General features: G+C 46.1%; 9 protein-coding genes. All 9 read left to right on the forward strand.

The window, feature by feature from the left end; all coding sequences use genetic code 11:
- The first annotated feature begins 76 nt into the window (after positions 1–76).
- The 9 genes from H5T88_07085 (at position 77) to H5T88_07125 (ending at position 12,340) form a co-directional block, all read left to right on the forward strand.
- Entirely contained in the window at positions 77–2,140 is a 2,064-nt protein-coding gene (locus H5T88_07085; GenBank protein MBC7330107.1) for a hypothetical protein, read from the forward strand.
- A gap of 177 nt (positions 2,141–2,317) precedes the next feature.
- Entirely contained in the window at positions 2,318–3,685 is a 1,368-nt protein-coding gene (locus H5T88_07090; protein ID MBC7330108.1) for a DUF2961 domain-containing protein, read from the forward strand.
- On the forward strand, positions 3,682–4,428 hold the full coding sequence (locus H5T88_07095; protein ID MBC7330109.1) for a 16S rRNA (uracil(1498)-N(3))-methyltransferase: 747 nt from the start codon (positions 3,682–3,684) through the stop codon (positions 4,426–4,428). The genes H5T88_07090 and H5T88_07095 overlap by 4 nt, the downstream gene beginning before the upstream one ends.
- 20 nt (positions 4,429–4,448) lie before the next feature.
- Complete coding sequence (gene proC, locus H5T88_07100; protein MBC7330110.1) at positions 4,449–5,234, forward strand: pyrroline-5-carboxylate reductase; 786 nt, start codon at positions 4,449–4,451, stop codon at positions 5,232–5,234.
- Between the two features lie 3 nt (positions 5,235–5,237).
- Positions 5,238–5,729 carry a DivIVA domain-containing protein gene (locus H5T88_07105; GenBank protein ID MBC7330111.1) on the forward strand — a complete coding sequence of 164 codons (492 nt, stop codon included), beginning with the start codon at positions 5,238–5,240 and terminating at the stop codon, positions 5,727–5,729.
- Complete coding sequence (locus H5T88_07110) at positions 5,681–7,000, forward strand: CPBP family intramembrane metalloprotease (protein ID MBC7330112.1); 1,320 nt, start codon at positions 5,681–5,683, stop codon at positions 6,998–7,000. The genes H5T88_07105 and H5T88_07110 overlap by 49 nt, the downstream gene beginning before the upstream one ends.
- 31 nt (positions 7,001–7,031) lie before the next feature.
- Positions 7,032–10,823 carry a hypothetical protein gene (locus tag H5T88_07115; protein ID MBC7330113.1) on the forward strand — a complete coding sequence of 1,264 codons (3,792 nt, stop codon included), beginning with the start codon at positions 7,032–7,034 and terminating at the stop codon, positions 10,821–10,823.
- Between the two features lie 48 nt (positions 10,824–10,871).
- The gene (locus tag H5T88_07120; protein ID MBC7330114.1) at positions 10,872–11,207 is read left to right on the forward strand and encodes a hypothetical protein; all 336 of its coding nucleotides are present in this window, start codon (positions 10,872–10,874) and stop codon (positions 11,205–11,207) included.
- Between the two features lie 2 nt (positions 11,208–11,209).
- Complete coding sequence (locus H5T88_07125; GenBank protein MBC7330115.1) at positions 11,210–12,340, forward strand: hypothetical protein; 1,131 nt, start codon at positions 11,210–11,212, stop codon at positions 12,338–12,340.
- Position 12,341 lies beyond the last annotated feature (1 nt).

Raw genomic sequence — 12,341 nt, forward strand, 5'->3', positions numbered from 1 at the left:
CCTTCCATTTATTAAAAGCGTCAAATACAAATTGCGTTTTTAAGTCACATCGTTCATCATATTTTTGGTGATTAAAATGAGAAAGTTTTCTCTGATGTTTTTCCTATTGCCTTTAATATTTCAACTTAAAGCAGATGAACTTTATTTTAGAAATGGAACGGTTCTAAAAGACTGCTTCATAAGAGACGAGGGAGTGGAAATCCTCGTGTGGAGGAACATGGAAGAAGTCGGAGGTCCTGCTCTCGTCTATCCAAGAAGCGCTATTAAAAGCTTCAAGATAGAGAGGGACGACAAATGGGATATCCATCCACCCTTACCCGACCTAAGCGTTACCTTCATAGAGATTGAACCGAAGCTTGCAGGCTTACATGGGAGGGTAAACTACGATATCTATGGCAGACCAATAATTGGGGGTGGAAAACTACCCAAGCTTCCTCCAGATGAGGCAGCGCTTCATCCAGAAAAAATAGTGAAAAACTTAAAGCTGAATTATGAAAAGGGAGAACCCTTAATGCTCACAGCCCATATAAAGAATGTTGGCTTCGCCCCCTCAAAACCTTTCAAGTATCAATGGTTGATAGACGGAAAGGTAGTCAAGGAAGGGGAATACGGCAAGCAACTGTCGGAAATGGAGGAAACAACTGTGTCTTTAAAATGGAACTGGCAAGAAGGATTTCATTATGTCACTTTCAAGGTAATCAGCGAGCAGAAGGAAATAGCGAGTATAAATAATGAAGCGACGGACCCATTATGGGGGTGGGGACTTGTCTACATCGTGAACAAAAATAGAGTTGAAGCCTGGCACCAAGTGAGAAGCGCCTATGGTACCTTCTCCTTTGAAGATTACTACCGCTGGCATATATCCATTATGAATAAGCTCTTTGAGAAGAGCGTCTTTCCCTCGGCTCCCCAAGGAATCAAGGCAAGGGTGAGGCTTGACAGGATTATCTATTGCGATGATGTGGAAAAAGCTCATCAATCGCTTGTGGCTCCCGATGGTATTGCCTACCACCAGGGTTGTTGGATATGGACAGATAGCGAGGAGGAGAAAAAGGGAAACTGGCAACCTCCGAATAAAGAGTGGCGTATTCAAACGGAATGGTCTCTACCCCACGAGTTAGGACATCAACTGGGCTTAACCGACTGGTATTTTCTTGACTACCACGGCGATGAAAATCACAAAATGGAGGATAACGGAGAGAAGATAACCCATTTTATGACTCACCCAATCACGATGATGCACTGGCACGGTCCCCATATCTTCTCTGAGGCTGACGCTGGCTATCTAAATATGACTTATGATAAACCGAGAGGTCATTTCGGCGACCACTATTTCGCCATTCCTCGGGAAAATTTTCTCAAAATCGTGGATATCAATGGCATAGGCGTCCCGAATGCTAAGGTTGAAATATTTCAGAGAGGAGTGGTTTTAGACCCTAAGGGAAAGCCAACAAAACAGGGAAACGCTTGGTTCTATCCAGTGATAGAGAACGGGGATTTCTCCCATCCCGTCTCCAAAGAACCGGTAATTGTAGGCTTTACAGATGAGGAAGGGGTTCTCCGCCTTCCAAACCGCCCGGTTAAAGAAGTAAAGACATTGAATGGATTTCACCGTCGCCCCAACCCCTTCGGGAACATAAATGTTGTGGGGGAGAGAGGACTTCTCTTAGTAAAAGTGACAAAATACAACAGACCTTGCTATTTCTGGCTGGAAATATACGACTTCATAGTCGCTTGGTTCAGAGGGCACAAGGATAAATTCACAATCGTTTTGAAAACTCCCTATCGCTCAGTAGATTCCCCTCTGCCACCGAGAGATGTGAATGCAATTCTCATAGATGAAAATCACGCTAAGGTCATCTGGTCAGCTCCTAAAGTCCTTAGAGAGCAAAATTATCTTGACCGCCCTATAGGATTTAGGGTTTATCGTCGCATCTCAAATGACGGATTGAACGACCGTCCATGGTTCCCCGTAGGGACGGTGTCCTTCAATGAGGAAAAACAAACTTATGAGTTTACAGTCGACCTTAGGGAGTATCCTCAAGATATTTACTGGTTTTCAAGGGTTAACCGCTTCGCAGTTTCAACGATAGGCGAATGCGGAAAGGAAAGCGAACTCGTGGAAACAATCCTCAAATAGCCTTTTTCCCTTGCTTAATTTTTTAAATCTGTTTTACTATTATTGGAGGTGATTAAAGTGATAAAAGCAAGGTTATTTCTTGTTGTCCTGCTCTGTCTATTCGCTATTTCCTCAAGACCTGCCTTACTTGAGACCCTCCTTTTGGGCGATGGCTCCTTCCTTAAAGACGCTACGCCTATGCGTGCCTCCAGCGCCGACCCCAACTGGGAAAACGGAAACGGAGATGCTCGCTACATCGCCCCAAAACAAACCTTCACCCTTGCAGAGCTGAAAGGCCCAGGTATCATCACCCATATATGGTTCACTATTTGGGCTGAGGATAAATATTTCCCTCGCTCTCTCGTCCTTCGTATCTACTGGGATGACGAAAAAGAACCATCGGTAGAATCCCCTTTAGGGGATTTCTTCGCCGTCGGACACGGTCTCTTAACGAACCTCAACTCTATACCTGTCCAGATTTCCTCGGAAGGTAGAGCCTACAACTGCTACTGGCTTATGCCCTTCCGCAAATCAGCGAAAATCACCATTACGAACGATTCACCTGATAAAGCCGTAGGGGCTCTCTATTATATGATAGATTGGCTGAAACTCAAATCCCTTCCCCCCGATATACCCTACTTCCACGCCCAATATAGACAGGAATATCCCTGCCAAATGGGAAAGGATTATCTCATATTGAAAACGGTGGGTAAAGGCTTCTATGTCGGAACAGTCCTCTCCGTCCAAATGAACCAGCCGGGTTGGTTTGGTGAAGGAGACGACCGCTTTTATATAGACGGTGAGAAAATCCCTTCCATTCAAGGCACGGGAACGGAGGATTATTTCAACGATGCTTGGGGCTTCCGCCCCTTTAATCAACCCTATCATGGAGTGAGCATCTGGGAAGGATTTGATATAGATGATAGAGGAACAGCCTACCGCTGGCACATTCAAGACCCCATTCCCTTCAAGAAATCGCTCATGGTTACAATAGAGCATAAAGGTGCCGAATTTGATTTTGAGAACAATAGATATACCTCCGGCTTCGCCGAGAGGGACGATTTCTTCTCCTCCGTTGCGTTTTGGTATCAAACAGGAAAAGCTCCCAGATTCGCCAAAATTCCTCCCCTTGAGGATAGGTTTGTCCCCCATACCTACATTGAGGCAGAATCCCTCCTCCAAACCGCAAAGGCAAGTCCACAAGATGCCCTCCAAACGCAAGACGGAAATTGGAGCGGAGGAAAACAAATCTTCTTCACTCCTCCTAGCCAAGATGCTTCCCTTGAGCTCAGATTCTTCGTTCCCACAGATGGACTCTATGTGCTGAAGGCTGATATCACCCACTCCTGGGATTACGGGGTTTATCAAGCATATCTTGACGATAAGCCTGTGGGCGGTGCCTACGATTTGTATAACCCAACAGTCCAAACGAAGAGATTGAAGCTGGGAGTCATCAAACTCACCTCAGGAGAACATACCCTGCGTTTCGTATGCCAAGGGAAAAGTGAAAGCTCAAAAGGTTTCTTTTTCGGCATTGATGGAATCTATCTCCGTAAAATCAAATGACCGTTCCACATTTATTCCTCCCGCCTAAATCCCTACAAGAAGAGGAAATCGTTATCCAGGGAGAGCGGGCATTCTATCTCCTTGATGTTCTCCGGTTAAAGAGGGGGGAAAAGCTCTATTTAATGGATGGAGAAGGGGCATATTTCCTTGCCGAGCTTGTCTCCGCGAGCAAGGGGAAGGCTGTCTTGAAAATCATAGAGAGGGAATGGAGGGAGAGAAAGCCACCTTTCATCATCTCCGTAATTCCGATTCTAAAAGGGGATAAAACCGAAACGGCAATTCGGGCTTTATCCCAAATGGGCATAACTACATTTTTACCTTTCACAAGCGAACGAACTATTGTGAAATTGGACGAGAAAAGAAAGAGACAGAAAGAGGAAAGATGGCAAAAGCTGGCAATGGAAGAGGCAGAGCTCTCCTGTTCACCTTTTTATCCCCATATCAAAGACATTCGGGGCTTCAAAGATGTATTTGATGAACTTTCAGATGTTCCAATTCTTTTAGCCTATGAAGAAGCGACGAGGGAAGACAAGGGTTTTCTATATTCTCTTCCCGAGAGGATTGCCTTAATCACAGGACCCGAGGGAGGGTTCAGCGAGGGGGAGATAGAATTCGCGAAGGGGAAAGGAGCATTTATCGTCTCCTTGGGCGAGAACGTAATAAGCGCGGAGTTCGCACCCATAGTATTCGCGACCTTGGTTTTGTTCTTCCATCGCTTTGACATCCCTTTGAGGGTATTATAGAATAAAGGAAAAAGGAGGCGATGAACCCTTTGGTTATCTCCCTAATTGGCGTTGGAAAAATGGGCTCCGCTTTGCTCAAAGGATGGATTAGAGGGGGAATGAAAAAAGAGGAAATCATCATATATGATAAAATGACAACCGTTCTGGAACAATTTGCCCAGCAAGCCGAGATCGCCCCGAATTGTATAAAAGCCGTTGAGAAGGGAAATGTAATCGTTATAGCGGTAAAGCCAAAGGATTTAACTCCCTTATTAGAGGAAATTGGAGAACATTTAAAGGACAAAATATCCATAAGCATAGTGGCGGGAATTGGATTGGAGGAATTGAGGAAAAAAGCTCCGTCCAAATGGGTGAGGGCAATGCCAAATATCGCCTGTGAGATTGGAGAGGGCTTTATCGCCATTTGTGGAGACGGGGAAGGGTTAGCGATAGCAGAGAAAATATTTGGTTTAACTGGAAAGGTCGTGAAGGTTGAGGAAAGTCTGATGGACGCAATAACGGCTTTGGGAGGAAGCGGTCCGGGCTTCGTTTCCCTTTTCTTAGATGCCTTAGCCGATGGTGGTGTAAAGATTGGGCTTCCCAAGGAGCTCGCTCTCCAAATAGCAGCACAGGTCTTCAAGGGGACAGCTGGTCTCATTATGAACTCTCAAAGGCATCCGATGGAGTTGAAAGACTCCGTCTGCTCGCCAGGAGGAACCACCATAGCGGGAATTAGCAGAATGGAGAAAGCTGGTGTGAGAGGTATACTGATTGATGGAATAGAGGAAGCCTTTAGAAGGGCGAAGGAATTGCAAAAGGGAGGATGAAAGATGAGACTTCTGCCGATTGACATCTTAGAAAAGCGGTTCAACAAAAAGCTCAGGGGCTACAATCCGAGGGAGGTAGACGAATTCCTCAATGAAGTATCAAAGAGTATGGGAGAGATACTGATGGAGAACGCCTCCCTTAAGGAGGAGCTGGAGAAGGCTAAAGAGAAGCTATCCTACTTTGAGAAAATGGAGGAAACCCTTAGAAATGCCATCGTTCTTGCCCAGAAGACGGCAGATGAGGCAGTAGTAACCGCTCATAAGAGGGCGGAGGTGATATTGGAGGAAGCAAACAATAAGGCAAGGGAGATAATAGAGAAGGCTTATTTGGAGAAGCAGGAAATTCAGCGGGAGATAGAGGAGTTAAAAGAAAAGAAACATAGCTTGAAAGCCCAAATCCTGGGCATCATCAATACAATCGCTCAACTGCTTGAAGAGGAGGAGGAATGCGAAAAGGACTCCCAATCGCCGTCATCACAATCCTCTCCCTCTTAATCCTAATCCTAACAAACTTTTCAACGAAAAGCCTCCACCCTCGGGTGCCGATTGAGGACCTGCGAGCTATTTCAAAACTTCTTTCCCCACTTGCCCAATGGGATTGGGGATTGGAAACTCTTAAGAGCTATTCAGAACGCAACGATAACCCACTCCTTCTCATCCTTGTCGCAATAGCCCTGGGAGAAAGAGGAGACTATAATAACGCCGTATCCCTTTTAAAAAGAGCTGAATCACTCCTTCCCTCTGATTCCCTGCCTCCTCTCCTACAAAAACTATATGACCGAAAGGAAAATCTAGATAAGGAAACCGTTTCCCTTCTTGCCCTGGAGCTGAAAAACAGGCTAAGAGGATGGTTTAGGGATAAGCCTCTCGCTCGCCTTTACCGGCTTTCCGGCAACATCACTTCAGCGGAGAAATTGGAAGCCGCTTTAGAAAGACACAATCGCCCAATGATTTTGCGAATCGCCTTCCTCACATTTTATACCCTTCTTGTTTTCCTCGCAGGCATATTCCTCCTCATTTTTTACTTATCAACAGCATCTAAAAGACTATCCTCCCACCCTGAACCACCACCTTCAATAAGTTGGGGATGGGCGATAGCCATCATCTTCATATTCATCATCACACAAACGGCTATCGCCGTCATCCCTCTTTTCCTCGCTGCTCTCCCAATATACTCTACCCCTTTCTGGAGAAATTCCGTTCCCTTTTTCTACCTCCTATCCGAAATCACAGGTGGTCTTCTTATTTTACATCTAACCCTTAAACTCTTGTCCCAGAACCAGCTCAGCCTCAAGGATATCGGCTTTAAGATAGAAGGGCTGGGTAATTTCCTCTGGGGATTGGGTGGATTTTTATCCGCCTTTCCCCTCGTCGTGTCCACCTTTGCACTCTCCTATCTCCTACGCCTTTCCTCAATTAAAGGAAGAGAGGATATCCCCCTCCTTTTCCTAACCTCCTCCACTGGAGGCAAAATAGCTCTGTTTTTCCTCGTCTTTGCCCTCGCCCCAATTTTTGAGGAACTAATGTTTAGGGGAATTCTCTATCCTTCCCTCCGCCGAGAGCTCGGCGTCACCCCAGCTATCGCTTTGAGCTCCTTCTTCTTCGCTTCAATTCACGCCAATGTCTCCCAGATTCTTCCCCTTATGGCTTTGGGAGCGCTCTTTAGCTTCCTCTATGAAAAGAAACGCTCCCTCATCCCATCCATCATTGCCCACGCCCTTTGGAATGCCCAAAATGCCCTTTTCCTCTTCCTTCTATATACCTGATATGTTAAACTTTTTTAGGAGAGTGATTTTTATGAAAAAATCTTGCCATCTAATATATCTTCTACTTTTGCCTATATTTTCCCTTTCCCAACCCCTTTTCACCATCCCCTTTACCTCCCAACCGCCAAAAATAGATGGCAAACTCTCTCTCAATGAATGGCAGAATTCAGGCGCTGTAGGAATTCTTACCCCATTGGGCACAAAGAATCTCTCCCCTATCCCAACCATCTTTTACCTTTCTTACGATGACAGCAATATCTACATCGCTTTCTCCTGCCAATCACCAAGTAAGCCTAAGGCTCTATTGAGGGAAAGGGATGGAAATGTCTGGGAAGATGACGCTGTGGAGGTTTTCCTCTCCCCCGCTTTCCCAAAATATTTACAGTTCATAGTGAACGCGGAAAACTGCATCTGGGATAGCGAGGGAAAGGATGGGAGATGGAATGGGGAATGGCAACACGCAGTGCAAATAACTGAAAACGGCTGGGAAGGCGAGATAGCGATTCCCTTCTCCACTCTCGGAGCATACCCCAAAGCAGGCGATAAATGGCGCTTCAATCTGGCGAGAGATTTCTCCGAACCCAAAACAAACCCCCTCACCTTCTCGCCCTGCCAGTTCTCCTTACACGAACCCAATAATTTCGCGATACTGTCCTTTGGAACCGAAGCAGAGGCTATCCGCATCTACCCATTGGATTTGGGCAATCTTTTCCTTCCTCCATCTGCTCCAAGCTCCGGCAATATATCTATAAGAGGTGAGAGCTCGGAAAATCTTCAGCTATATGTGGCAGTTAAGAAGGACGGGGAAAGTAGAGATTTTGAATTGAGTTTATCCCCAAACAAGGAACGGGAAATCTTGTCTCTTCATTTAGAGCCGAAGGAAAGAGCTTCAATTCGGCTCATAGGGAAAAATCCTCAAGGTAAGGAGTTGGTAAATATGCAAATGGAAACCGAAAGACCACCTCTTCTCAGTGTTTCCTTGACGAGGAGATTCCTCACCAAGGGCACTATAGAGGTCTCCCTCTCATCCGATGTCCTCGCCCAAGAGATGAGGAAAATCATATCAACTCTTCTGAAAGAAGGGAGGGAAATCATACGAGAGGAATGGGTTGCGGAAAACGGAAAAGCGAAGGGGGAGATAAAGGTCGCCAATCTACCCGAAGGGGAATATATCCTCCAATTGAGAGCCTATGATGAAAAAGGGAATCTCATCGCCAGCCAAGAAGAAAAAATCGCAATCCCTCCGAAACCGTCCTGGCTTGGCTCCAAGGCGGGAAGGACAGACGAGGTCTTGCCCCCCTGGACGCCTATAAAGGTAAAGGGAGATGAAGCGGAAGTGTGGGGAAGGAAGTATAAGTTCTCTAAAACCGGTCTTCCTTCCTCCATCATCTCAAAAGGCAAAGAGCTCCTTTCCGAGCCCATCCAGTGGGAGATTGAAGCCGAGGGGATAAGGATAGATTTAAAGGGGTCCAAATCGGTTGTAGAACAAAAACCCTCAGTTTATACCCAAATCTACTCCACGCCCACCTATTCCTGCAAAGCTACGCTTGAATACGATGGAATGATTAGATTTGATGTCTCCTTCCATTCCCCTACTGGCGATTCTTTTATCCTGAAGAAGCTTCGCTTATTCATCCCCCTCAAAACCGCCTACGCTAAATACCTCCATTATTCTCCCGGTATGTGGGGGTCATCCTCAAATTCCTTTGGCATCAAGGGAGACTGGAATAGTCCGTTCCGCCCCCTCATATTCATCTCAGATGAGGAGAAAGGGCTCTGCTGGTTCACGGAAAGCGACGAGAATTTCCGTCTATCCCAGCCCGACAGGGTTATAGAGCTTAAGCGTCAAGCAGATAAAACCTTTTTAATCATTAATATAGTGGATGTCCCAAGGGAAACCTCCTCCTATAATTTAACCTTCGGAATTCAGGCAACTCCCGTTCGCCCCGTTGCCGTTGCCTGGTGGCTGAGGGAAAGAATCTGCCACTGGGGATATTACGGAATGGAGAAAGCACCTGCCTCAGGTAGCCTGAGCATAACATATCCCGCAGAAGGGAATATAAACCCCAAGCAAGGCTCAATTCAAGCCTGGTTGCGAATTGATTTTGATACCCAGGAAGAGGTAAAGGATGAAGCATCTCGGGGAAGTTACAACCGCAACTTCCTTGCCATCTATCTTCCCAACGGTGATACTGCCAGTCTCTACTGGAATATAGATGATAGGGGGATGCGATTCTTTGTCTACGACGCATCTCAGAAAAGCTATCCGATAATCCTCGGAGCGCCAGCGAAGCTAGATAAGGGTTGGCATCACATAGCTCTGAGTTGGGGCGATAAGATAAAAATTTTCGTTGATGGAGTTGAGACAGCGGAGCGAGAATTCTCGGGACTTTTCGGCAAGGATGTCAGCTTGGATGAAGCGAAGGTAGTCATTGGTGGAGGAAGGTGCGAGATGGCGATTTCCCAATTTGCCATTTACAATAAACCCATAGAGAGCGTTTCTCCCGCAAATCCATTGCCAATCCAAAATGCCCTCCTTTGGGACAGCTACGATAAGCTCGTCCCCGGCGAGGGCAAGACATTCCCCGCCATCGGAAAGCCGGGAACGATAAACGCGACAATAAATTTAGAAGATAGCCCCTATGGGAAAGCCCTCTGCCTTTGGAGGAAGGATTTGCAAGGCAAATTGATGCTTGATGTTGCGAGGGAAATGGGAACAAGGACAATAGTTTTCCACGAGCATTGGACTGACATCCAGAATTACACGGAAACAACCCATTCCGAGGAGCTTCGCTCTTTAGTTGATGCGCTCCATAAGCGAGGGATGAGGCTCGCAGTCTATTTCGGCTATGAGATGGCGGACATCGCTCCTGAGTACCCTTTCTACAGCCAGGAATGCCTTCGCTGGCGTCCTGGGCAGTGGTACTACACCCGCCAACCAGAACAGAAGGATTACGGTGTCTGCTACAACAGTCCCTGGGCTGATTTCCTCGCCGATGGTATGGAGAAAGTACTTAAGAAATATGATATTGATGGCGTCTATCTTGATGGAACAGCAGTCCCGATGGGATGCGATAACACTCTCCATGGCTGTGGCTACTATGATGAGAAAGGAAATCTACATCCGACATTCCCAATCTTCGCCGTTAGAGATTTGATGAAGCGAATCTATACAATCTGCTATAAACATCGCCCCAATGAACCATTCGTCAATGTCCACAATTCAACATACCTTGGTCCGCCGACCCTCGCCTTCGCCACCTCCTATTGGGATGGGGAACAGTTCGCAGGGGCTCAAAGAGACAACAAACATCCCCTTGAGCTTCTCCCTCTTGATTCATTCCGCTGCGAGTTTATGGGACACAATATAGGAGTTACCGCAGATTTCCTGGTATACGAGGGCAATCCCTTCACTTATCAAGAGGGACTCGCTATCGCTTTGATTCACGATGTATTTCCCCGCCCACCAGGATTGGGAAGCGAGGGATTCGAGCTTGCGAGCAAGATATGGAAAGCTTTTGAGAAGTTCGGGGCGACGGAATCCGAATGGATTCCCTATTGGAAAGAGGATAGACCCGTTAAGACGAACAGCGAAGAGATATATGCGAGCACATACTTGAAGAAGGGGAAGGGAGCGATAATCGTCGTATCAAATTTGGGGAAGAAGACCCTACAAGCAGAGTTGAAATTGGATGAGAAGAGGCTCGGATTCCGCCCAAAGATAGGAGAAGAGATAATCACGGGAAACAAAATGGATATCAAGGAAAATTCCCTCATCTTATCGCTCCCACCCTTCCGAGTGAGGGTAATATCTTTGAAGTGAGGAATATGTAATAAAAATATTCTCATTCACCGGAATTTTGACGAAGGAATGGTAAGCGTAACAAAAGATTGCTCGGGAAAAAGACAGACAATCTACGCGGATGAAATAACCGATGAATTGAATGCAAGGCACTTCCTTCGGCTCGAAATTCACTCTAATAAGGGAACTGCCCTCTCAAAGAGCTCGTTCAGAATGTTTGTAGGCAAAAGCGAGGAAAACAATCCACGGGTTCATTTAGAACCTCAAAAGACCGCAGAGGATATAGAATACGAGAAGCAATTAAATTTCTCCCTTAGTCTAAAGAGGGATATTTGGGGAGGGGAAGTGGAGGAAACCCTGAGTAGCTACATTGATTTGTATCAGTCTGCTGAGGGTAAATCTTAAATATGACACCAAGGGAAAGATATAGGAGAACGCTTCTTTTCCAACAAGTTGACAGGGTTCCCTTTCAGCCGGGCGGTCCAAGGGAATCAACCCTTAAAAGATGGCAGGAAGAAGGCTTGCCGAAGGATAGAAACTGGTTTGAATACCTCTGCGAGATATTGGGATTGGAGATTGAAAAAGCGAAAACCCCTTATGTGAGCCTGAGGATTTCCTTCGACCCCTGCCCTCCCTTTGAGGAGAAAATCATTGAAAGAAGGGGAAACCATCTGATAGTTCAGGATTACAAAGGGGCTATAGTGGAGATAGAGGATAAATACGATTTCTCTTATTTGAGATACGCTAAGGATTTTGTGACGAGGAAGTGGCATAAATTTCCCGTTGAGAAAGAAGAGGATTGGGATGAGATGAAGAAGAGGTTCAATCCCGATAGTCCGGAGAGGCTTGATGAGGAATTGGAAGAGAAAGCGAAGATTTTGAGAGATAGAGACTGGGTTCTGACGATTAACATCCCTGGACCATTCTGGCAGATGAGGGATTGGTGTGGATTGGAGAACCTCTGCATATTTATGATTGAGAAGCCCAAATTCGTTCACGAGATGAGCGAGTTCTGGCGCAATTTCGTCTCAACTATCTTGAAGAGATATGTTGAGAAAATCCAGTTTGATTCGGTTATCATAAGCGAGGATATGGCGTATAAGGGAAAATCCATGATTTCCCCTCAAATGGTTAGGGAATTCTTATCTCCCTGCTGGCGGGAATGGAGCGAGATATTGCGGAAAAGCGGATGTGACATAATCATCCTGGATTCCGATGGCTATATCGCCGAGCTAATCCCTATTTGGATAGAAAACGGGATAAATTGCACAATCCCCCTTGAGATAGCCGCGGGAAATGACCCCGTTGAGTTTAGAAAGAGATTTGGCAAGGGCATATCTTATATCGGAGGAATAGATAAGAGAAAAATCGCAAAAGGAGGCAAGGATTTAAAAAAAGAGATGGAGAGGATAATACCATTTATGCTTAAGGATGGCGGCTATATCCCCTCCTGCGACCATGGAGTGCCTCCCGATATATCCTGGCACACCTTCCTTGAATATTCCTATCTCCTCGCGAAATACACGGGCTGGCTCTGAG

It is taken from the genome of bacterium, from assembly GCA_014360495.1.
Classification (GTDB): domain Bacteria; phylum Armatimonadota; class JACIXR01; order JACIXR01; family JACIXR01; genus JACIXR01.

What these genes read in the sequence shown, in the direction of transcription:
- H5T88_07085 (MBC7330107.1), top strand. Translation starts at nt 77, where the DNA reads ATGAGAAAGTTTTCTCTGATGTTTTTCCTATTGCCTTTAATATTTCAA.
- H5T88_07090 (MBC7330108.1), top strand. Translation starts at nt 2,318, where the DNA reads ATGCGTGCCTCCAGCGCCGACCCCAACTGGGAAAACGGAAACGGAGAT.
- H5T88_07095 (MBC7330109.1), top strand. Translation starts at nt 3,682, where the DNA reads ATGACCGTTCCACATTTATTCCTCCCGCCTAAATCCCTACAAGAAGAG.
- proC (MBC7330110.1), top strand. Translation starts at nt 4,449, where the DNA reads ATGAACCCTTTGGTTATCTCCCTAATTGGCGTTGGAAAAATGGGCTCC.
- H5T88_07105 (MBC7330111.1), top strand. Translation starts at nt 5,238, where the DNA reads ATGAGACTTCTGCCGATTGACATCTTAGAAAAGCGGTTCAACAAAAAG.
- H5T88_07110 (MBC7330112.1), top strand. Translation starts at nt 5,681, where the DNA reads ATGCGAAAAGGACTCCCAATCGCCGTCATCACAATCCTCTCCCTCTTA.
- H5T88_07115 (MBC7330113.1), top strand. Translation starts at nt 7,032, where the DNA reads ATGAAAAAATCTTGCCATCTAATATATCTTCTACTTTTGCCTATATTT.
- H5T88_07120 (MBC7330114.1), top strand. Translation starts at nt 10,872, where the DNA reads ATGGTAAGCGTAACAAAAGATTGCTCGGGAAAAAGACAGACAATCTAC.
- H5T88_07125 (MBC7330115.1), top strand. Translation starts at nt 11,210, where the DNA reads ATGACACCAAGGGAAAGATATAGGAGAACGCTTCTTTTCCAACAAGTT.